16 protein-coding genes and 1 tRNA gene are annotated in these 21,156 nt (G+C 71.8%); 3 read left to right on the top strand and 14 right to left on the bottom strand.

All coding sequences use genetic code 11. From position 1 onward, the window contains the following. Positions 1 to 19: 19 nt before the first annotated feature. A complete protein-coding gene (locus ID804_RS06710; RefSeq protein WP_169078306.1) occupies positions 20 to 1,684 on the bottom strand; it encodes a DUF885 domain-containing protein in 1,665 nt (554 codons plus the stop codon). Positions 1,685 to 1,694: 10 nt separating this feature from the next. After that, positions 1,695 to 4,358 (bottom strand): DNA polymerase I, encoded by a 2,664-nt coding sequence (gene polA, locus ID804_RS06705; RefSeq protein WP_169078304.1) that lies wholly within the window; start codon positions 4,356 to 4,358, stop codon positions 1,695 to 1,697. Between the two features lie 78 nt (positions 4,359 to 4,436). Between polA and ID804_RS06700 the strand changes: the two genes are divergently transcribed. Beyond that, positions 4,437 to 4,862: a PaaI family thioesterase gene (locus ID804_RS06700; protein WP_169078302.1), complete on the top strand. Its 426-nt coding sequence runs from the start codon at positions 4,437 to 4,439 to the stop codon at positions 4,860 to 4,862. Positions 4,863 to 4,966: 104 nt separating this feature from the next. Here the strand turns inward: ID804_RS06700 and ID804_RS06695 are convergent, their stop codons facing one another. After that, on the bottom strand, positions 4,967 to 5,602 hold the full coding sequence (locus tag ID804_RS06695) for an ANTAR domain-containing response regulator (RefSeq protein WP_169078300.1): 636 nt from the start codon (positions 5,600 to 5,602) through the stop codon (positions 4,967 to 4,969). 44 nt (positions 5,603 to 5,646) lie between these two features. Between ID804_RS06695 and ID804_RS06690 the strand changes: the two genes are divergently transcribed. Further along, positions 5,647 to 5,729, top strand: a tRNA-Leu gene (locus ID804_RS06690). Positions 5,730 to 5,820: 91 nt separating this feature from the next. Beyond that, positions 5,821 to 6,609 carry a hypothetical protein gene (locus ID804_RS06685; protein WP_188219175.1) on the top strand — a complete coding sequence of 263 codons (789 nt, stop codon included), beginning with the start codon at positions 5,821 to 5,823 and terminating at the stop codon, positions 6,607 to 6,609. A gap of 91 nt (positions 6,610 to 6,700) precedes the next feature. Here the strand turns inward: ID804_RS06685 and pyk are convergent, their stop codons facing one another. The 11 genes from pyk to hisI all read right to left on the bottom strand — a co-directional run bounded on the left by pyk (position 6,701) and on the right by hisI (position 21,134). Next, positions 6,701 to 8,158: a pyruvate kinase gene (gene pyk / locus ID804_RS06680; protein ID WP_169078298.1), complete on the bottom strand. Its 1,458-nt coding sequence runs from the start codon at positions 8,156 to 8,158 to the stop codon at positions 6,701 to 6,703. Between the two features lie 106 nt (positions 8,159 to 8,264). Next, the gene (locus tag ID804_RS06675; RefSeq protein WP_169078296.1) at positions 8,265 to 9,722 is read right to left on the bottom strand and encodes a glutamate synthase subunit beta; all 1,458 of its coding nucleotides are present in this window, start codon (positions 9,720 to 9,722) and stop codon (positions 8,265 to 8,267) included. Beyond that, on the bottom strand, positions 9,715 to 14,298 hold the full coding sequence (gene gltB, locus ID804_RS06670; RefSeq protein WP_169078294.1) for a glutamate synthase large subunit: 4,584 nt from the start codon (positions 14,296 to 14,298) through the stop codon (positions 9,715 to 9,717). Before gltB ends, ID804_RS06675 begins: the two co-directional genes overlap by 8 nt. Positions 14,299 to 14,403: 105 nt before the next feature. Continuing rightward, on the bottom strand, positions 14,404 to 15,417 hold the full coding sequence (gene lgt / locus ID804_RS06665; protein ID WP_317451225.1) for a prolipoprotein diacylglyceryl transferase: 1,014 nt from the start codon (positions 15,415 to 15,417) through the stop codon (positions 14,404 to 14,406). Between the two features lie 43 nt (positions 15,418 to 15,460). After that, positions 15,461 to 16,258, bottom strand: a complete 798-nt coding sequence (gene trpA / locus ID804_RS06660; protein WP_169078292.1) for a tryptophan synthase subunit alpha — start codon at positions 16,256 to 16,258, stop codon at positions 15,461 to 15,463. Beyond that, on the bottom strand, positions 16,255 to 17,514 hold the full coding sequence (trpB, locus tag ID804_RS06655; RefSeq protein WP_169078290.1) for a tryptophan synthase subunit beta: 1,260 nt from the start codon (positions 17,512 to 17,514) through the stop codon (positions 16,255 to 16,257). The genes trpA and trpB overlap by 4 nt, the downstream gene beginning before the upstream one ends. Beyond that, positions 17,511 to 18,287 (bottom strand): indole-3-glycerol phosphate synthase TrpC, encoded by a 777-nt coding sequence (gene trpC / locus ID804_RS06650; protein ID WP_169078288.1) that lies wholly within the window; start codon positions 18,285 to 18,287, stop codon positions 17,511 to 17,513. The genes trpB and trpC overlap by 4 nt, the downstream gene beginning before the upstream one ends. Then, positions 18,288 to 18,518, bottom strand: coding sequence for a DUF6704 family protein (locus tag ID804_RS06645; protein WP_169078286.1), 231 nt, complete (start codon positions 18,516 to 18,518; stop codon positions 18,288 to 18,290). A 71-nt stretch (positions 18,519 to 18,589) separates the two neighbouring features. Continuing rightward, on the bottom strand, positions 18,590 to 19,222 hold the full coding sequence (locus ID804_RS06640) for a Trp biosynthesis-associated membrane protein (protein ID WP_169078284.1): 633 nt from the start codon (positions 19,220 to 19,222) through the stop codon (positions 18,590 to 18,592). Next, positions 19,219 to 20,739 (bottom strand): anthranilate synthase component I, encoded by a 1,521-nt coding sequence (locus ID804_RS06635; RefSeq protein ID WP_169078281.1) that lies wholly within the window; start codon positions 20,737 to 20,739, stop codon positions 19,219 to 19,221. The genes ID804_RS06640 and ID804_RS06635 overlap by 4 nt, the downstream gene beginning before the upstream one ends. Then, positions 20,736 to 21,134, bottom strand: a complete 399-nt coding sequence (gene hisI, locus ID804_RS06630; RefSeq protein ID WP_169078782.1) for a phosphoribosyl-AMP cyclohydrolase — start codon at positions 21,132 to 21,134, stop codon at positions 20,736 to 20,738. The genes ID804_RS06635 and hisI overlap by 4 nt, the downstream gene beginning before the upstream one ends. Positions 21,135 to 21,156 lie beyond the last annotated feature (22 nt).

Below are 21,156 nucleotides of genomic sequence, written 5' to 3'. Positions count from 1 at the left end.
CGCCGGTGCGCGCGGCGACTCAGCCCAGCAGCGCCGACTTCAGCGTGTCGAGCCCGACGCCGCCGAGGTCGAGCGCGCGCTTGTGGAACGCCTTGTTCGAGAACGCCGCCCCCTCGCGGGCCTTCACCTCGTCGCGGATCTGCTCCCAGATGCGCTGGCCGACCTTGTACGAGGGCGCCTGACCCGGCCAGCCGAGGTAGCGATTGACCTCGAACTGCACGAAGCCGTCGTTCATGTTGACGTTCCTCCGCATGAACGCGAAGGCGTCCTCGCTCGTCCAGACCTCGCCGGTCTCGGGGTGGATCTTGCCCAGGTGCACGCCGATGTCGAGCACGACACGGGCGGCGCGCATGCGCTGGCCGTCGAGCATGCCGAGGCGGTCGGCCGGGTCGTCGAGGTAGCCGAGCTCCTCCATGAGGCGCTCGGCGTAGAGGGCCCAGCCCTCGGCGTGACCGCTCGTGCCGGCGAGCAGTCGACGCCACGAGTTGAGCTGCGCGCGGTTGTAGACGGCCTGCCCGATCTGCAGGTGGTGGCCGGGAACGCCCTCGTGGTAGACCGTGGTCGTCTCGCGCCAGGTGTCGAACGAGTCGACGCCCTCCGGGATCGACCACCACATGCGGCCCGGCCGCGAGAAGTCGTCGGTGGGGCCCGTGTAGTAGATGGCGCCGCCGGGCGTCGGGGCGATCATGCACTCGAGCGCCTTGACCGGCTCGGGGATCTCGAAGTGAGTGCGCGAGAGCTCCTCCACCGCGGTGTCGCTGAGCTGCTGCATCCAGCGCTGCAGCTCATCGCGGCCGTGCAGCTTGCGCGACTCGTCCTGCTCGAGGTGGGCGATGGCCTCCTCGACGCTCGCGCCGGGCAGGATCTCGTTCGCGATGCGGGTCTGCTCCTCCACCATGCGGCGGAGCTCCTCGATGCCCCACTCGTAGGTCTCGTCGAGGTCGATCGTGGCCCCGAGGAACTTGCGGGAGAGCAGCGAGTACAGCTCGCGCCCGACCGCGTCCTCCTCGCGCGCGGCGGGAGCGAGCTCGTGCTCGAGGAAGTCGCCGAAGCGGCCGTAGGCGTCGGCGGCCTGCTCGGCGGCGTCGGCGAGCTGCTTCTTGAGGCTCTCGGGCACCTCGGCGGCGCCGGTGAACTCGGCGAAGAAGCCGTCACGGGCGGCGTTCGTGCGCACCTGCGTGAGCACCTCGCGCACCTGGCGGATGGCGGGCGGGTTGCCCTTCGCGACGCCCTCGCGGAGGGTCTCGGCGTAGCCCTCGAGCGCCTCGCCGACGCGAGTCAGCTTGCGGGCGATGATCTCCCAGTCGGCCTCCGTCGCGGTCGGCATGAGGTCGTAGATCTCGCGGATGCCCTGCGCGGGTGAGGCGAGCACGTTGAGGTCGCGCGCATCCCACCCCGCCTCCGCGAGCTCGAGCTCGAGCCGGATCTCCGCCGACATGTCGGCGATCGTGACCCGGTCGGTGTCGTCGACGGGGGTGGCGGCCTCGAGCTTCGCGAGCATCTCGCGGCTCGCGGCGAGCGAGCGCTCGCGCCCGGCGGGCGAGTAGTCCTGGTACTCGTCGAGCTTCCCGTCGGCACCGATGTAGGTGGCGAGCTCGGGGCTCAGGGAGACCAGGGTGGCGACCCACTCCTCGGCGATCGTGTCGACCTCGGTGGGCTGGCGGCTGGCGGCGTTGTCAGTCATGCAGGCGAGCCTAGTGCGCGGCGGCATCCCAGTTCGGGCCCGTGCCCACCTGCACCTCGAGCGGCACGGCGAGCTCGGCGGCCGAGCCCATGCGGGCCCGCACGATCGCCTCGAGTCGCTCGCGCTCGCCGGGCGCCACCTCGAACACGAGCTCGTCGTGCACCTGCAGGAGCATGCGCGAGGCGAGGCCTTGCTCGCGCAGGTCGTCGGCGACGCCGATCATCGCGAGCTTCATGATGTCGGCCGCCGTGCCCTGGATGGGCGCGTTGAGCGCCGCGCGCTCGGCGTTCTCGCGCAGCACGCGGTTAGGCGAGTTGAGGTCGGCGAAGGGGCGACGGCGCCCGAAGATCGTCTCGGTGTAGCCGTCCTCCTTCGCTTGGGCGACGACCGAGCGCAGGTAGTCGCGCACGGCGCCGAAGCGCGCGAAGTAGTCGGTCATGAGCTGCTTGGCCTCGGCGCTGGAGATGCGCAGCTGCTTCGACAGGCCGAAGGCGCTCAGCCCGTAGGCGAGGCCGTAGCTCATCGCCTTGACCTTCGTGCGCATCTCGGGGGTGACGTCGGCGGGCGCGACGCCGAAGATGCGGGCGCCGACGAAGCGGTGCAGGTCTTCTCCCGAGGTGAAGGCCTCGATGAGCCCCGCGTCGCCGGAGAGGTGCGCCATGATGCGCATCTCAATCTGCGAGTAGTCGGCCGTGAGCAGCCCCTCGTACCCCTCGCCGGCGACGAAGGCGGCGCGGATGCGGTGGCCGACCTCGGTGCGGACGGGGATGTTCTGCAGGTTGGGGTCGGTCGACGAGATGCGGCCCGTCGTCGTGCCGGTCTGGTCGTACGTCGTGTGGATGCGCCCGTCAGCGCCCGTCGCCTTCTCGAGCGTCTCGACCATCTGCCGCAGCTTCGTCGCGTCGCGGTGCTGCAGCAGCAGGCCGAGGAACGGGTGCGGATGCGCCTCCTGCAGGTCGGCGAGGGCCGCGGCGTCGGTCGAGTACCCCGTCTTCGTCGCTCGGGTCTTCGGCATGCCGAGCTCGTCGAACAGCACCTGCTGCAGCTGCTTGGGCGAGCCGAGGTTCACCTCGCGGCCGATCTCGGCATAGGCCTGCTCGGCGAGCCCGGCGGCGGTCTCGCCGAGCTCGGCGTTGAGGCTCGTGAGCTGGCCGCGGTCGACCGCGATGCCCGTGCGCTCCATCTCGGCGATGACGGGGGTGACGCGCAGCTCGATGCTCGTGAGCACCGACTGCGTGGGCGGGGCGAGGCGCTCACGCTGCGCGGCGACGATGCGGGCGAGGTACCAGGCACCGGTCGCGGGCGACAGCGCCGCGGTGTCGGGCACGAGCTGGTTCGGGTCGGGCTCGGGCAGGCTCTCGCCGAGGATGCTGCCCACGAGCTCGGCGAGCGACTGCGTGCTCGACCCCGGGCGCTCGAGCCAGGCGGCGAGCGAGGCATCCCACACCACGCCCGCGAGCGGCAGGCCCTGGGCGGCGAGGATGCTCGTGGCCCGCTTGCCGTCGACGACGAGCTTGGGATCGCCGCCCGCGAGCCACTGCTCGAGCGCGACGTAGTCGGGGCGGCCCGCGGCCCAGTTCACGTGCACCGTGTCGGTGCCGGCGGCGAGGCCGAAGCCCTCGAGCGAACCGAGCGGGGCATCCACCACGAGGGCGATCGGCTCGCCGGTCGCGACGGCGGCGCGCAGCCACGCTGCCAGCTCTTCGTCGACGAGGGTGCGCACGGGGGGCGCATCGGCGGCGGCGGTCGGCGCCTCGCCCTCACCGCTCATGTCGGCGCCCTCGGCGGCGGCGATCTTCAGCACCCGCTCGGTGAGGGTGCGGAACTGCAGGCGCTCGAACACGCGCTTCACCGCGCCGACGTCCATCGGTCGACGCTCCAGATCGGTCGGCCCCACCGGCAGCTCGACGTCGTCGACGAGGCGGTTGAGGCGGCGGTTGCGCTCCGCGCGCTCGCGCTGCTCGCGCAGGTTCGCCCCGACCACTCCCCCGATCTCGTCGGCGTGGGCCAGCAGGTTCTCGAGCGAGCCGTACTGGGTGATCCACTTCACGGCGGTCTTCTCGCCGACCTTGTCGATGCCCGGCAGGTTGTCGCTCGTCTCGCCGACGAGCGCCGCGATCTCCGGGTACTGGTGCGGATCGATGCCGTAGCGCTCGCGCACCGCCTCGGCGTCGTAGCGCTTGAGTTCGCTCACGCCGCGCGCGTTCGGGTAGAGCAGGGTCACGCGGTCGTTGACGAGCTGGATCGTGTCGCGGTCGCCGGAGACGACGAGCACGTCGAAGCCCTGCTCGGCGCCCTGGCGAGCGAGCGTCGCGAGGATGTCGTCGGCCTCGAAGTCCTCCTTCGTGATGGTCGTGACGTTCATCGCCGCGAGGGCCTCCTGCAGCAGCGGCACCTGCCCGACGAACTCGGGCGGGGTCTCCCCGCGCGTGCCCTTGTACTCGGCGTACTCGCGCGTGCGGAACGAGAACCGCGAGATGTCGAAGGCGACCGCGACGTGCGTCGGCTTCTCCTTCGCCAGCAGCCCCAAGAACATCGAGATGAAGCCGTGGATGGCGTTCGTGTGCTGACCGTCGTGCGTGACGAAGCTGTCGATCGGCAGGGCGTAGAACGCCCGGAAGGCCAGCGAATGGCCGTCGACGATGAGCAGAGTAGGCTTTCCGGAGTCCGTCACGGGGCCAGCCTAACGGGGCGCTCCGACACCCCAGGGGGCCCTGCCGAGCAGGCCTCCGCGAGCCTGCGAGAGAGCGCGATGACGCAGTTCCCCGCTGATCTGGACCCCGAGCTCTACGAGCGCCTCATCGTCTCGGGCGGCGGCGCGCTCACCCGCAAGATGGGCATCGAGTTCCTCGAGCTCGGCGCCGATCGATCCGTGGCGCGGATGCCCGTCGAGGGCAACACGCAGGTCATCGGTCTGCTGCACGGGGGCGCGCACGTCGTGCTGGGCGAGAGCCTCGGCTCGATCTCGTCGGCGATCCACGCCGGGCCGGGCCGCTACGCGGTCGGCATCGAGATCAACGCGACCCACTCGCGCTCGGTGACCGAGGGCTGGGTCACGGGCACCTGCACGGCGCTCGTGCTCGGGCGCACACTCGCGACGCACGAGATCGTCATCCGCGACGACGAGGGCCGCCGGCTCTCGACGGTGCGCATGACGAACATGCTGCGCGACCGCTGACCCGGCGCAGGGCGCGGTCGGCGCTGCGCAGGCGACGCTTCGCGGTCGGCGCTGCGCAGGCGACGCTTCGCGGTCGCCGGCGCGTGGCCGTGGCCGGCCGCTCGCTACTCGGCGGGCGTCGACTTCTTCGGCGCATCCTTCTTCGGCGCCAGCTGCTCGATGACGGCCTGCGCGACCGCGTGCATCGTCGTGCGGCGATCCATCGACGCCTTCTGGATCCAGCGGAACGCCTCGGGCTCGGTGAGGCCCATGCGCTCGTTGAGCAGGCCCTTCGCGCGGTCGACGAGCTTGCGCGTCTCGAAGCGCTCGACCAGATCGGCGACCTCGGCCTCGAGGGTCAGGATCTGCTGGTAGCGGCTCAGCGCAATCTCGATCGCGGGGAGCAGGTCGTTCGGGGTGAAGGGCTTCACGACGTAGGCGAGGGCGCCCGCCTCGCTCGCCTGCTCGACGAGCTCCTTCTGCGAGAAGGCGGTCAGCAGCACGACCGGAGCGATGTGGTTCTCGCTCAGGCGCTTGGCGGCTTCGATGCCATCCATCTGCGGCATGCGGATGTCCATGACCACGAGGTCGGGGCGCAGCTCGGTCGCGAGCGCGACGGCCGTCTCGCCGTCACCGGCCTCGCCGACCACGTCGTAGCCGTTGTCGCGGAGGATCTCGACGATGTCCATGCGGATGAGCGACTCGTCCTCGGCGACGACGACTCGGCGGGGGGCCACGGTGCTCTGTTCCTGATCACTCACGGAAATCACCCTACGGTATGGTCGGTCTGTCGGGCCTGGCCCGGGCCGGCTTGGCGGAATGGTAGACGCGGCGCACTCAAAATGCGTTGTCCGGAAGGACGTGTGGGTTCGAGCCCCACAGCCGGTACTCGCCCTCTCTCCCCCACCGAACCCGAGAAATCAACCCCGGTGCGGTGCGATGACGGATGCTCTTCGCTGGTGCCTCGAAGGAGGCCACCATGACCATTCCGAACGATCGAGATCGCAACCAGGGCTTCACCGACCGCGACCGCGACGGCCGTGACGACCGCACCGAGGTGCTGCACCACGACCAGCACGACCGCCACGACCGCGACCACGACGGCATCGACGACCGCCGCGAGGCCGTCGCCGCGCCCGTCGGGGCCACCGGGGCGCGCCACGGCGATCACGCCGTCGACGAGGATCCCCGAGCGCTCCACCGCGAGGTCATCGCCCGTGAGAAGGAGGAGTACGGCGGCATCAAGTGGGGGTCGGCCTTCTTCGGCTGGCTCACCGCCGTCGGCACCGCGCTGCTGCTCACGGCGCTCGTCGCCGGCACCGGCACCGCGCTGGGCCTCGCGAACGACACCACGGCCGAGGAGGCCGTCGAGGGCGCAGCCCGGCAGCCTGACACCGTCGGGATCGTCGGCGCGATCATCCTCGCGCTCGTGGTCTTCATCGCCTACTACGCCGGCGGCTACGTCGCCGGCCGCATGGCACGGCTCGACGGCGCCAAGCAGGGCATCGCCGTGTGGCTGTGGGCGATCATCATCGCGATCGTCGTCGCCATCATCGGCGCGATCGGCGGTGCGCAGTTCAACGTGCTGGCGAACCTCAACGGGTTCCCGCGCCTGCCGATCGGCGAGGGCGAGCTGACGACGGTCGGCATCATCACGGCGGTCGTCGTGGCGCTCGTGAGCCTCGGCGGCGCCGTGCTCGGCGGGCTCGCCGGCATGCGATTCCACCGCAAGGTCGACCGCGCGGGCCTCGGGCTCGAGCGGCACTAGTCGAGCGGGCCCTCGGCCCGCGCCGGGCATCCGCCGCGAAAGGCGAACGGGGCGCGACCACGCAGGTCGCGCCCCGTTCGTCGTGCCAGGGTCAGTCGGCGTGGTCGCCGCTCTCCCAGACCGGAGCCTTGGCGTGCACGGCGTCGCCGATGGTGTGCACGCGCAGGTCGTTCGTCGAGCCGGGGATGCCGGGAGGCGAGCCCGAGATCACGACGACCTTGTCGCCCACCTCGGCCAGGCCTGCGCCGAGCAGCGCCTCGTCGACCTGGTGGTACATCGCGTCGGTGTGGGTCACGCGGTCGACGAGGAACGACTGGATGCCCCACGTCAGCGCCATGCGCCGCTGGATCGCCGCGTCGGGCGTGAACGCCTTCATCGGGATGCGGAACCGCAGCCGCGACATGCGGCGAGCCGAGTCGCCCGACTCGGTGAACACGCACACGTACTTCGCGTCGACGAAGTCGGCGACCTCGGCGGCGGCGAGCGTGATCGCGCCGCCCTGCGTGCGGGGCTTGGTGCCGAGCGGCGGGATGCGCTCGAGGCCGTGCTCCTCCGTCGACTCGACGATGCGGGCCATGGTTGAGACGGTGATGACGGGGAACTCGCCCACACTCGTCTCGCCCGAGAGCATGACGGCGTCGGCGCCGTCGAGCACGGCGTTGGCGACGTCGGAGGTCTCGGCGCGCGTCGGGATGGGGCTGGAGATCATCGACTCGAGCATCTGCGTCGCGACGATGACGGGCTTGGCCATGCGGCGAGCGAGCTCGACGGCGCGCTTCTGCACGATCGGCACCGCCTCGAGCGGCAGCTCGACGCCGAGGTCGCCGCGGGCGACCATGATGCCGTCGAAGGCGTCGACGATCTCCTCGAGCGCGTCGACGGCCTGCGGCTTCTCAATCTTCGCGATGACGGGGATCGTGCGCCCCTCCTCCGCCATGATCTCGTGCACGCGCACGACGTCGGCGGCGTTGCGCACGAACGACAGGGCGATGTAGTCCGCGCCGAGCTTTAGACCCCAGCGCAGGTCGTCCTCGTCCTTCTCCGACAGCGCCGGCACGTTCACGGCGACGCCGGGCAGGTTGATGCCCTTGTTGTTCGAGACGGGGCCGGCGACGACGACCTCGGTGCGCACGCGCACGCCGTCGGTGTCGAGCACGCGCACCTTGACCTTGCCGTCGTCGATGAGCAGGAAGTCGCCGGGCTTGACGTCGTTCGGCAGGCCCTTGAAGGTCGTGCCGACGAGCTCCTTCGTGCCGAGCACGTCCTCCGTGGTGATCGTGAACACGTCGCCTTCGGCGAGCTCGTGCGGGCCGTTCTCGAACTTGCCGAGGCGGATCTTGGGGCCCTGGAGGTCGACGAGCACGGCGACCGGGCGAGCGGCGTCCTGGGCCGCCTGCCGCACGTTGCGGTAGACCTCCTCGTGCACGGCGTAGCTGCCGTGGCTGAGGTTCATGCGGGCGACATCCACGCCCGCCTCGATGATGGCGCGGATGTTCTCGTAGCTCGAGGTCGCCGGCCCGAGGGTCGCGACGATCTTTGCTCGTCTCATGACTTCCTTACAGATGGGGTGGTGGTAGAGGTGGTGCGCACCGCCGCGCAGGCGGTTCTTCCGCCCGACAGTGTCGCAGAACTCGTCGGAGCGGAGGGTCGGAGGGTCAGACGGTGAGTGCCCGATCGGTCGCCCGCACGGGGGCGGGCAGGTCGGTGGAGCCCTGGAGGTAGCGGTCGACCTCCGCGGCCACGGCGCGGCCCTCGGCGATCGCCCACACGATGAGCGAGGCGCCGCGGCCGGCGTCGCCGGCGACGAAGACGCCCGACTCGCTCGTGGTGTAGTCGGCGCCGCGCGCGACCGTGCCCTTCGCGTCGATCGGCAGCGCGAGCTGCTCGTCGAGCGTCGCCCGCTCGACGCCCGTGAAGCCGAGGGCGAGCAGCACGAGGTCGGCGGGGATCTCGCGCTCGGTGCCAGCCTTCGGCACGCGGCGGCCGTCCACGTACTCGGTCTCGGCGACCCTCAGCGCGCGCACCTCACCGGCGTCGTTGGTGAGGAACTCGACGGTCGAGGCGAGGTACACGCGCTCACCGCCCTCCTCGTGGGCGCTCTGCACCTCGAACAGGGTCGGCTGCATCGGCCACGGCTGGTGCGCGGGGCGCTCCGCCGGAGGCTGCACGCCGATCGCGAGGTTCGTGACCGAGAGCGCGCCCTGGCGGTGCGCGGTGCCGATGCAGTCGGCGCCGGTGTCGCCGCCGCCGAGCACGACGACGTGCTTGCCCTCCGCCGTGATCTGGTCGGCTACCGCGTCACCGGCCTGCACGCGGTTGGCCTGCGTGAGGTACTCCATCGCGAAGTGGATGCCGAGGGCGTCGCGGCCCGGGATCGGCAGGTCGCGCGGCTGGGGCGCGCCGGTCGCGATCACGACGGCGTCGTAGCGGGTGCGCAGGTCGCTCCAGGTGATGTCGCGGCCGATCTCGACGCCGGCGCGGAAGCGCGTGCCCTCCGCCTGCATCTGCGTGAGCCGGGCATCCAGGTGCCGCTTCTCCATCTTGAAATCGGGGATGCCGTACCGCAGCAGGCCGCCGATGCGGTCGTCCTTCTCGAAGACGGCGACCGTGTGCCCGGCGCGCGTGAGCTGCTGCGCCGCGGCGAGCCCGGCCGGGCCGGAGCCGACCACGGCGACCGTCTTGCCGGTGAGGCGCTCCGGCGGCGCGGGCTGCACCCAGCCGTTCTGCCAGGCCTGCTCGATGATCGACGCCTCGACCTGCTTGATGGTCACCGGCGGCTGGTTGATGCCGAGCACGCACGAGGCCTCGCACGGGGCGGGGCACAGCTTGCCGGTGAACTCCGGGAAGTTGTTCGTCGCGTGCAGGCGCTCGATGGCCTGCCGGCCCTCGCCGCGCCAGGTGAGGTCGTTCCACTCGGGAATGAGGTTGCCGAGCGGGCAGCCCTGGTGGCAGAACGGGATGCCGCAGTCCATGCACCGGCCGGCCTGGCGCTTGAGCACGGCGCTGTCGCCCTGCTCGTACACCTCCTTCCAGTCCATGAGGCGGATCGGGACGGGGCGGCGCGGCGGGAGCTCCCGCTCGGGCACGTTCAGAAAACCGCGGGGGTCAGCCACCGGTCACCTCCAGGATGCGGCCCCAGACGACGTCGCCGTCGGGGTCGAGGCCTTCGTCGAGCGCGCTCTGCCGCGTCTGCATGACGGCGGCGAAGTCGCGCGGGAGCACCTTCACGAATCGGTCGAGTGCGGCGTCGCCCTCGGCGAGCAGGCGCGCGGCGAGAGCCGACTCCGTCTCGTCGTGGTGGGCGCGCAGGAGCGCGGTGAGCTCGGCGCGGTCGTCGGCGTCGAGCGGCAGCAGCTCGAGCTCACCGTTCTCGAGCGCGTCGCGGTTGACGCGCTCGCGGCGCAGCTCGTGCACGTAGGCGATGCCCCCGGACATGCCGGCGCCGAGGTTGCGGCCGGTCTGCCCGAGGATGACGGCGACGCCGCCGGTCATGTACTCCAGCGCGTGGTCGCCGACGCCCTCGACGACCGCCGTCGCGCCCGAGTTGCGCACGAGGAAGCGCTCGCCGACGATGCCGCGCAGGTACAGCTCGCCGCTCGTCGCGCCGTAGCCGATGACGTTGCCGGCGATGACGTTGCGCTCGGCGTGGAGCACGGCGTCGCGCGCGGGGCGCACGATGACGCGCCCGCCCGAGAGGCCCTTGCCGACGTAGTCGTTGCTGTCGCCGTAGAGGCGCAGCGTGATCCCGCGCGGCATGAACGCGCCGAGGCTCTGCCCCGCCGAGCCGGAGAGCGTCACGTCGATCGTGTCGGGCGCGAGGCCGTGCTCGCCGTGCCGCATTGTGACGTGGTGGCCGAGCATGGTGCCGACCGCGCGCTCCGTGTTGCGGATCGGCAGATCGATGCGCACCGGATGCCCGTGCTCGAGCGCGTCGCCCGACAAGCGGATCAGCTCGTTGTCGAAGTGCTCCTCGAGCTCGTGATCCTGCTCCTCGCTCTTGGTGCGCGGCACCGAGGCGTCGAAGACGGGGCCCTGGAGGATGGGCGACAGGTCGAGCCCGTCGGCCTTCCAGTGCCGCACGGCGCGGTCGACGTCGAGCAGCTCGGCGTGGCCGATCGCCTCCTCCAGGCTGCGGAAGCCGAGCTGCGCGAGGTACTCGCGCACCTCCTGCGCGAGGAACTCGAAGAAGGTGATGACGAACTCGGGCGTGCCCGTGAAGCGCTTGCGCAGCTCGGGGTTCTGCGTCGCGACGCCGACGGGGCAGGTGTCGAGGTGGCACACGCGCATGAGGATGCAGCCCGAGACGACCATGGGGGCCGTCGCGAAGCCGAACTCCTCGGCGCCGAGCAGGGCCGCGATGATGACGTCGCGCCCGGTCTTCATCTGGCCGTCGGCCTGCACCGTGACACGGCCGCGCATGTTGTTGAGCATGAGCGTCTGCTGCGCCTCGGCGAGCCCGAGTTCCCACGGGGTGCCGGCGTGCTTGAGCGAGTTGAGCGGGCTCGCGCCCGTGCCGCCGTCGTGGCCCGAGATGAGGATGACGTCGGCCTTCGCCTTCGCGACGCCCGCTGCGACCGCGCCGATGCCCGATTGGCTGACGAGCTTGACGTGGATGCGCGCGCTCGGGTTGGAGCGCTTGAGGTCGAAGATGAGCTGCTTGAGGTCTTCGATCGAGTAGATGTCGTGGTGGGGCGGCGGCGAGATGAGGCCGACGCCGGGCGTGCCGTGGCGCAGGCGCGCGATCCACGGGTACACCTTGTTGGCCGGCAGCTGGCCGCCCTCGCCGGGCTTCGCCCCCTGCGCCATCTTGATCTGGATGTCGTCGGCGTGGCTGAGGTACAGGCTCGTGACGCCGAAGCGGCCGCTCGCGACCTGCTTGATGGCGCTGCGCTTCTCGGGGTCGAGCAGGCGCTCGGGGCTCTCGCCGCCCTCGCCGGTGTTGCTGCGGCCGCCGATCCGGTTCATCGCCACCGCGAGCGTCTCGTGCATCTCGGGGCTGATGGCGCCCATGCTCATCGCGCCCGTGGTGAACCGACTGATGATCGACTCGACGCTCTCGACCTCGTCGATCGGGATCGGCTGGCGCTCCTCGGTCTTCAGGCGGAACAGCCCGCGCAGCGTCATGAGGTTCTCGGCCTGCTCGTCGACCGCGCGCGTGTAGTCGCGGAAGATGTCGTACCGCTTCTCGCGCGTGGCGTGCTGCAGCCGGAACACCGTCTCGGGGTTGAACAGGTGCGGCGGGCCCTCGCGTCGCCACTGGTACTCGCCGCCGGTCTGCAGCCGCTCGTGCGGGTTGACGGGGGTGGATGCCGGGTACGCGAGCGCGTGGCGGCGCGCGTTCTCCTCCGCGATGGTCTCGATGCCGACCCCGCCGAGCACGCTGGAGGTGCCGGTGAAGTAGCGGTCGACGAACTCCTGGCTGAGCCCCACGGCCTCGAAGGCCTGGGCGCCGGCATACGAGCCGACGGTCGAGATGCCCATCTTCGACATGATCTTCAGCACGCCCTTGCCGAGCGCCTTGATGACGTTGCGCACGGCCTTCTCGGGCGTGATGCCGGTGATCATGCCGGAGCGGACCAGGTTCTCGACCGTCTCCATGGCCAGGTACGGGTTGATCGCCGAGGCGCCGTAGCCGATGAGCACGGCGCAGTGGTGCACCTCGCGCACGTCGCCGGCCTCGACGATGATGCCGACCTGCATGCGCTTCTCGGTGCGGATCAGGTGGTGGTGCACGGCCGCGAGCGACAGCAGCGACGGAACCGGCGCGAGGTCGGCCGTGGAGTCGCGGTCGCTCAGCACGATGAACTCGGCGCCGTCGGCGATGGCCTCGTCGACCTCGCGGCACATCTCCTCGATGCGGCGCTCGAGCGCGCTCGGCCCCTCGTCGACGCGGTAGAGGCCCTTGATCGTGGTGGTGAGCGAGCTGCCGGGCCGCGAGTCGATGTGCTGGATCTTCGCGAGCTCGTCGTTGTCGATGATCGGGAAGTCGAGCACCACCTGACGCGCATGCCGCGGCGTCGCGGTGAGCAGGTTGCGCTCCGGGCCGAGGCCGAGGCGCATGGAGGTGACGACCTCCTCGCGGATCGAGTCCAGCGGCGGGTTCGTCACCTGCGCGAACTGCTGCGTGAAGTAGTCGAAGAGCGCTCGCGGGCGCTCCGAGAGCACGGCGATGGGCGTGTCGGAGCCCATCGCGCCGAGCGGCTCGGCGCCGGCCTGCGCCATCGGCGCCAGGAGGACGCGAACCTCCTCCTCGGTGTAGCCGAAGGTGCGCTGGCGGCGCACGATCGAGGCGGGGGTGTGCACGATGTGCTCGCGCTCGGGCAGGTCGCGCAAGTTGATGCGCTGGCCCTCGAGCCACTCGCCCCACGGCTCGGCCTGCGCGAGCTGCGACTTGATCTCGTCGTCCTCGATGAGGCGGCCCTCGGCCGTGTCGACGAGGAACATCTTGCCGGGGCGCAGGCGGCCCTTGCGCACGATGCGGCTCTGCTCGATGTCGAGCACGCCGATCTCGGAGGCGAGCACGACGAGGCCGTCGTCGGTGACGAGGAAGCGCCCGGGGCGCAGGCCGTTGCGGTCGAGCGTCGCGCCGACGAGCGAGCCGTCGGTGAACGAGAGCGCCGCCGGGCCGTCCCACGGCTCCATGAGCATGCCGTGGTACTCGTAGAAGTCGCGCAGGGCGGGATCGATGTCGGTCTGGTTCTCCCAGGCCTCCGGCACCATCATCATGACGGCGTGCGGCAGGCTCCGACCGCCGAGGGTCAGCAGCTCGACGACCTCGTCGAACGAGGCGGAGTCGCTCGCGCCGGGCGTGACGATGGGGAACACGTCGCGCAGGTCGCCGAAGAGCTCGCTCTCGAGCTGCGACTGGCGGGCGCGCATCCAGTTGCGGTTGCCCTGCACCGTGTTGATCTCGCCGTTGTGGGCGATCATGCGGAACGGCTGCGCGAGCGGCCACGACGGGAACGTGTTCGTCGAGTACCGCGAGTGCACGAGGGCGAGCTTCGAGGCGAAGCGCTCGTCGCTGAGGTCGGGGTAGAACGGCTCGAGCTGCAGCGTCGTCACCATGCCCTTATAGACGAGCGTGCGGCTCGACAGCGAGGGGAAGTACGACCCGAGCTCGCGCTCGGCGCGCTTGCGCAGGCGGAAGGTCTGACGATCGAGCTGGATGCCCGACAGCGGCTGCCCGTCGGCGCCGGAGCGCGTCGAGCGCACGAAGAGCTGCTCGAACGCGGGCATCGCCTCGCGGGCGAGCGTGCCGATCGGCTCGGGGTTCGTCGGAATCTCGCGCCAGCCGAGCAGCTCCAGGCCCTCCTCGGCGACGATGCGCTCGATGCCGGCCTTCTCGGCGGCGCGCTCGTCGGCGTCGGTGGGCAGGAACGCGGTGCCGACGGCGTAGCGACCGACGGCGGGCAGCTCGAAGGGCACGACCGCGCGCAGGAACGCATCCGGGATCTGGGTCAGGATGCCCGCGCCGTCGCCCGTGCCCGCATCCGAGCCGACCGCGCCGCGGTGCTCGAGGTTGCGCAGGGCGTCGAGGGCCGCCTGGATGATGTCGTGGCCGGCCGTGCCGCGCAGCGTCGCCACCATCGCGAGCCCGCAGGCGTCGCGCTCGCGCTGCGGGTCGTACAGACCCTGCGCGGCAGGCACGCCGGAGAACCGCTGGTAGGGCAGGTGCTGGGTGCGATCCATGGGGAACCGTCCTCGTGTGGAGCAGGATGGGACGTCGCTGGCCCGATGGAAGGGGGCGCGCTCGATGGGCGCGAGAAGGGACGCGAGACGCTGGTGGGCGCGCCTCTACGACCGAGTGGTGGCTTCGCTTGTGGCTGCAGACGTTCCGGTGGTGGCGGAGACGAGATCGGCTCCGTTGCCGTCGTCGTCGGTCTCGGTGTAGACCTCGTCGGAGTCTACCCCAGCCTGCGGCGACCACTCGCGGCCCGACACGTACGGGCTCGGCTCGACGCCGGTGTGCCGGCGGTGCTGCACCAGGATGATCACGAGACCGATGACGATCGCGGCCCAGGCCGCCCACACGTTCACCCGGACGCCGAGGAAGAGCTCGCTCGGGTCGAGGCGGATCGACTCGAACACGCTGCGGCCCGCGCCATACCAGATCAGGTAGGCGCCGAGCAGCTTGCCCCACTGCACCTTGAGGCGGGCATCCAGCAGCAGCAGCACGGCGACGCCCGCGAGGTTCCAGACGATCTCGTACAGGAACGTCGGGTGGAAGAGCGTGGCGTCGGGCAGGCCGACCGGGATCGCGTCGTTCGGGCGGTCGATCTCGAGGCCCCACGGCAGGTTCGTCGGCAGGCCGAAGAGCTCCTGGTTGAACCAGTTGCCGAGCCGGCCGAAGGCCTGCGCGAGCAGCAGGCCAGGGGCCAGCGCGTCGGCGAACGACCAGAAGCGGATGCCCGTCACGCGGCAGCCGATCCACACGCCGATCGCCCCGCCGATGAGAGCCCCGAAGATCGCCAGGCCGCCCTCCCAGATGCGCAGTGTCGCCCACAGGTCGGCGCCCTCGAAGAAGTAGTCGTCGGGGTGGGTCAGCACGTGGTAGACGCGGCCGCCGATGATGCCGAGCGGCACCGCGAACAGCGCGATGTCGAGCGTGATCCAGCGCTCGGCGCCGCGCTTCGAGAGGCGGTGGTTCGTCAGCACCGTCGCCGCCACGATGCCGAGCAGGATGCACAGCGCGTAGGCGTAGACGTTCACATCGAAGGTGAACCACGACAGACCGAGGTCGCGCAGCCACTGGCCGACGTTGAACACGCGCCACTCGTCGCTCGGGCTCGGGATGCTCAGGGCGTGGATCACGGTGGAGAGGACCTTTCCGTCGTCAGGGGCTCGGTTCAGCCTAGGGCTTGCCGGTGGCGAGCTCGGCCGCGAGGCGGCCCACCGCGGGCACGCCGCCCTCGGCGAGGGCCGACACCAGGCGCGAGCCGACGATCGCGCCGTCGGCGTAGGTGAGCACGTCGGCGACCTGCTCGGGCGTGGAGATACCGACGCCGACGCAGGCGCTCGTCGCCCCCGCCTCGCGCAGTCGGCCGATGACGCCGCGTGCGGCGGCATCAACGTCGGCGCGCGCTCCCGTGATGCCCATCGTCGAGACCGCGTAGACGAAGCCGCGGCTCGACTCGACGGCCTGGCGCATGCGCGCGTCCGACGAGGAGGGCGCGGCGAGGAAGACGCGATCCAGCGCGTGGGCGTCGGAGGCGGACATCCACTCGCCCGCCTCGTCGGGGATGAGATCGGGGGTGATGAGGCCCGCTCCCCCGGCGTTCTCCAGGTCGGTCGCGAAGCGGTCGACGCCGTACTGCATCACCGGGTTCCAGTAGGTCATCACGAGCAGCGGGGCGTCGACGCGCGAGCGGATGCGCTCGACGGCCTCGAAGCCCTGGCGCAGCGTGAAGCCGTTCTCGAGCGCCTGCTGGGTGGCCTTCTGGATGACCAGGCCATCCATGACCGGGTCGCTGTACGGCAGACCGAGCTCGACGACGTCGACGCCGTTCTCCAGCAGCGCCACGGCCGCGTCGACGCTCGTGTCGAGGTCGGGGAAGCCGACCGGCAGGTAGCCGATGAGCGCGCCGGAACCGGCCTCCTTGCGCGCGGCGATCGCCGCGGCGACGGGGCTCGCGATCGTCGGGGTGCTCATTCCTGGCCCTCCTCGGCGGCGGTCGGGTGCGCATCGGCCTCAGCGGCGCGCTCGGCGGCCTTCGCGTCGAGCAGGCCGAAGTAGCGCGCGGCGGTCTCCATGTCCTTGTCGCCGCGGCCGGAGAGGTTGACGAGCACGATCCCGTCGGGGCCGAGCTCGCGGCCGAGCTCGAGGGCTCCGTGCAGGCCGTGCGCGGTCTCGATGGCGGGGATGATGCCCTCGGTGCGGCTCAGCAGGCGCAGAGCATCCATCGCCTGCGCGTCGGTCACGCCGCGGTACTCGGCCCGGCCGATCTCGGCCAGCCACGCGTGCTCGGGGCCGACGCCCGGGTAGTCGAGGCCCGCGGAGATCGAGTGCGACTCCATCGTCTGGCCGTCGGCATCCTGCAGCATGAGGCTCTTCGCGCCGTGCAGCACGCCGGGGCGGCCCATCGTGATCGTCGCCGCGTGGAACGGCGTGTCGATGCCATCGCCGGCCGCCTCGAGGCCGACCAGCCGCACGTCGGCGTCGTCGAGGAAGGCGTGGAAGATGCCCATGGCGTTGCTGCCGCCGCCCACGCACGCCGCGACCGCGTCGGGCAGGCGACCGGTGAGCTCGAGCACCTGCTCGCGCGCCTCGATGCCGATGACCGAGTGGAAGTCGCGCACCATGACCGGGAACGGGTGCGGGCCCGCGACCGTGCCCAGGAGGTAGTGGGTGTGCTCGACGTTCGCAACCCAGTCGCGCAGGGCCTCGTTGATCGCGTCCTTGAGGGTGCGCGAACCGGTCGTGACCGGCACGACCTCGGCGCCCAGCAGCTTCATACGGGCGACGTTGAGCGCCTGACGCTCGGTGTCGACCTCGCCCATGTAGACCACGCACTCCAGGCCGAAGAGGGCGGCGGCGGTCGCGCTCGCGACGCCGTGCTGGCCCGCGCCGGTCTCGGCGATGATGCGGCGCTTGCCGAGGCGCTTGGCGAGCAGGGCCTGCCCGAGCACGTTGTTGATCTTGTGCGAGCCGGTGTGATTCAGGTCTTCGCGCTTGAGCAGGATGCGGGCCCCGCCGGCGTGCTCGGCGAAGCGCTTCGCCTCGGTGATGATCGAGGGTCGGCCGGTGTAGGTGCGGTGCAGCTCGGCGAGCTCGGCGGCGAACGCCGGGTCGGTGCGCGCCTCGCTGTACGCGGCATCGAGCTCGTCGAGCGCGGCGATGAGCGACTCGGGCACGAAACGGCCGCCGAAGCTGCCGAAGTAGGGGCCCTGCTGGGTGCGGAGACTCATGAGACCTTCCGGAACGACTCGACCGCGGCGCGGGGATCGCCGCCGGTCACGAGCGCCTCGCCGACGAGCACGGCGTCGGCGCCCGCGGCGCGGTAGTGGATGACGTCGTCGACCCCGAGCACGGCCGACTCGGCGATGCGCACGGTGCCGGCCGGGATCATCGGGGCCAGGCGCCCGAACAGGTCTCGGTCGAGCTCGAAGGTCGACAGGTTGCGAGCGTTCACGCCGATGACGCCCGCGCCGAGGTCGACGGCTCGGCGCACCTCGTCGGCGTCATGCGTCTCGACCAGCGGCGTCATGCCGAGCTCGGTGATGAGCCCGTGCAGGCTCGCGAGCGTCGCGTCGTCGAGCGCCGCGACGATGAGCAGCACGAGGTCGGCGCCCGCGGCGCGCGCCTCGAGCACCTGGTACGGGTCGGCGATGAAGTCCTTCCGCAGCAGCGGGGTGTCGACCGCGGCGCGCACGGCCACGAGGTCGTCGAGGCTGCCGCCGAAGCGGCGCTCCTCCGTGAGCACGCTGATGGCGCTCGCCCCGCCCGCCGCGTACTCGACCGCGAGCGCGGCCGGGTCGGGGATGCTCGCGAGCGACCCGCGCGAGGGGCTCGCGCGCTTCACCTCGGCGATGACCTTGATCGTCTCGGCCGGGGCGAGGGCGGCGCGGGCGTCGCGCGCGGGCGGCGCCGCGAGCGCGGCGGCCTCGACCTCGGCGAGCGAGCGGGTCTCGCGGCGGCGAGCCGCGTCGGCGAGGGCTCCGGCGACGAGGTCGCCGAGCACTTAGTGGTGCGCCTTCGGCGAGTAGCGCGGACCCTTCACGCCGTAGCCGGCCTTGGCCATGAGCGCGCCGACGACGAGGCCGACGACGACGAGACCGGCGCTCGCCCACACGATGAGGGGCTGGTCGAACCAGAACGCGAGGGTGCCGATCGCGAACGCGATGAGGATGATCGTCACGGCCGTCCAGGCGGCGGGCGAGTGTCCGTGGCCGGGGTCGGAGTGCGCGTTCATGGGTCTCCTCGAGCGTCGAGTGCAGGTGGGGGGTGGCGCGCGCGACGCTCCGCCGCGGCGCTGCCGCCAGTCTACCCCGCGGTCGGGTCGCGGCCGTCGCTCAGCGCGTCCCACGCGTCGAGTCGATCGGTGCGGGCGGCGTCGCCCGCCGCGGTCGCGTCTCGATCGGCCACGGAGGTCGGGGTCGCGCCGGCGACGGGCTCGGTGCGCACGGCGTCGTACTTCCGCACGCGCTCCGGCCAGCGCCGGGCGCTCGCGGCGACGCCGACGCCCGCGACGATGCCGAGCACGCCCGCGGCGAGGGCGACCGACGGCCAGGCGGTGAGCTGCGCGCTCTCCACGATCGCGCGCACGGAGTCGTCGCCGTCGACGCCGCTCGCGGCCGTGACCGCCGCTGAGACCGCGCCGACCGGGTCGCCGAGGGCGAGGGCGGCGGAGGTCGTGATCGCCGCGCCGAGCAGCACCAGCAGCACGCCGAGCACGACGCGGAAGAACGGCCCGGCGAGCGCGAGGGCGGCGACGAGCGCGAGCGCGGCGAGGGCCAGGGCGGGCAGCGCGGGCGCCGCGACATCCCCCGCCGCGGTCACCGCGACGCCGCCCTCGATCGTCGCGTCGACCCACGGCTGGGTCCAGGCCAGCAGCGCGAGCCCGGCCACGACGGCGGGGGCCAGCAGCGCCAGCAGCCGCACGCGGCGCGGCGTCATGCGCCCGCCGCCCGCAGGGCGTTCGCGATCGCGACCGCGCGCAGCGGCGCGGCGGCCTTATTGACGGCCTCCTGGTGCTCGGTCGCGGGGTCGGAGTCGGCCACGAGGCCAGCGCCCGCCTGCACGTGCGCGACCCCGTCGCGCAGATACGCGGTGCGGATGGCGATGGCGAGGTCGACGTCGCCCGAGAACGAGAAGTAGCCCACCACTCCCCCGTACACGCCGCGGCGCGCGGGCTCGAGCTCGTCGATGATCTGCAGCGCGCGCGGCTTCGGCGCGCCGCTCAGGGTGCCGGCGGGGAAGGTCGCGCGGAACACGTCGATCGGCGAGGCCGTCGGCCGGATGTCGCCCTCGACGCTCGAGACCAGGTGCATGATGTGGCTGAAGCGCTCCACCTGCATGAACTCGGTCACCTCGACCGTTCCGGCTCGGCACACCTTCGAGAGGTCGTTGCGCGCGAGGTCGACGAGCATGAGGTGCTCGGCCTGCTCCTTCGCGTCGGCGAGCAGCTCGTCGGCGAGCTCCTGGTCGGCCTCGGGCGTCTCACCGCGCGGGCGCGAGCCCGCGATCGGGTGCGAGTAGACGCGACCATCGGTGACCTTCACGAGGGCCTCGGGCGACGAGCCGACGATCGCGTACGGCTCGCCCGCCGCGGTCGTGAGCGTGAGCGCGTACATGTAGGGCGAGGGGTTGAGGGCCCGCAGCACCCGGTAGACGTCGAGGGGGGATGCCGTGAGCGGGTGATCGAAGCGCTGCGCCACGACCACCTGGAACACGTCGCCATCGCGGATGAACCGCTTCGAGGCCTCGACCGCGGCCAGGTACTCCTCGCGCGTCGAGCGCGGCTGCGGCGTCGGCGCCACCCCGAGGTCGATGTGGGCGGGCTCGGTGCTCGCCGGGCGACCCAGCTCGGCCTCGAGCGCGTCCAGACGCTGCTGGGCGTGCGACCACATCGCGTCGGGCTCGTCGACGCCGTCGGCGAGCACCGACACCACGAGCGACACGGTGCCCTGGCGGTGGTCCATGACGAGCAGCTCGCTCACGAAGGCGAAGGCCAGCTCGGGGCACGGGAAGTCGGCGGGCGGGGCATCCGGCAGATGCTCGATGCGCCGCACCGCGTCCCACCCGATGAAGCCCACGAGGCCGCCCGTGAGCGGCGGGTGCGCCGCGTCGCGGGGGGATGCCCAGCGCGCGTGCAGCGCGTCGAGGGCGTCGAGCGTGCCCTCGGGCATCGCGCCGCCGAAGGCGCGGTCGGCGTCGAGCCCCGTGTCGATCCACGCGGTGCTGCCCTCGTGCTCGGTGAGCACGCCGAAGCTGCGCACACCGATGAACGAGTACCGCGACCAGATGCCGCCCTGCTCGGCGGACTCCAGCAGGAATCCGCCCGGCCGGCCCTCGGCGAGCGAGCGGTAGAGGCCCACGGGCGTCAGCGCGTCGGCGAAGAGCTCGCGCACGACGGGGACGACGCGGGCGGAGGCCAGCTGGCGGTCGAAGTCGGCGCGCGTCGTCGCGGTCATCGCTCGGGATCCTCCGGGTCGGCGGTCGCCTCGCCCCGAGACGGGGCGGGCAGGGGCAGGAAGGGGTCGACGTCGAAGCAGCGGCGCTCGCCCGTGTGGCAGGCGGGGCCGATCTGCTCGACCTGGACGAGCAGCGCGTCGCCGTCGCAGTCGAGCTCCGCGCCGCGCAGCAGCTGGATGTTGCCGCTCGTGTCGCCCTTGCGCCAGTACTCCTGGCGCGAGCGGCTCCAATACGTCACGCGGCCGCCGGTGAGGGTGCGGCGCAGGGCCTCGGCGTCCATGTAGCCGACCATGAGCACCTCGCGGGAATCCCACTGCTGGATGACCGCGGGCAGGAGGCCCTGGGCGTCGAACCGGGCGCGCGCGACGACCTCAGCCGCGGCATCCGCTGCCATCGTCACGGAGGCGTGCTCGTGC

Source organism: Microcella alkalica, from assembly GCF_014595885.1.
GTDB classification, from domain to species: domain Bacteria; phylum Actinomycetota; class Actinomycetes; order Actinomycetales; family Microbacteriaceae; genus Microcella; species Microcella alkaliphila_B.
This window is presented reverse-complemented; position numbering and strand designations above follow the sequence as displayed.

Coding starts and splice junctions, on each gene's coding strand:
- gltB (WP_169078294.1), bottom strand. CDS start 14,298: ATGGATCGCACCCAGCACCTGCCCTACCAGCGGTTCTCCGGCGTGCCT.
- trpA (WP_169078292.1), bottom strand. CDS start 16,258: ATGAGCACCCCGACGATCGCGAGCCCCGTCGCCGCGGCGATCGCCGCG.
- ID804_RS06700 (WP_169078302.1), top strand. CDS start 4,437: ATGACGCAGTTCCCCGCTGATCTGGACCCCGAGCTCTACGAGCGCCTC.
- ID804_RS06685 (WP_188219175.1), top strand. CDS start 5,821: ATGACCATTCCGAACGATCGAGATCGCAACCAGGGCTTCACCGACCGC.
- ID804_RS06645 (WP_169078286.1), bottom strand. CDS start 18,518: ATGAACGCGCACTCCGACCCCGGCCACGGACACTCGCCCGCCGCCTGG.
- ID804_RS06635 (WP_169078281.1), bottom strand. CDS start 20,739: ATGACCGCGACGACGCGCGCCGACTTCGACCGCCAGCTGGCCTCCGCC.
- pyk (WP_169078298.1), bottom strand. CDS start 8,158: ATGAGACGAGCAAAGATCGTCGCGACCCTCGGGCCGGCGACCTCGAGC.
- trpB (WP_169078290.1), bottom strand. CDS start 17,514: ATGAGTCTCCGCACCCAGCAGGGCCCCTACTTCGGCAGCTTCGGCGGC.
- hisI (WP_169078782.1), bottom strand. CDS start 21,134: ATGGCAGCGGATGCCGCGGCTGAGGTCGTCGCGCGCGCCCGGTTCGAC.
- ID804_RS06640 (WP_169078284.1), bottom strand. CDS start 19,222: ATGACGCCGCGCCGCGTGCGGCTGCTGGCGCTGCTGGCCCCCGCCGTC.
- ID804_RS06710 (WP_169078306.1), bottom strand. CDS start 1,684: ATGACTGACAACGCCGCCAGCCGCCAGCCCACCGAGGTCGACACGATC.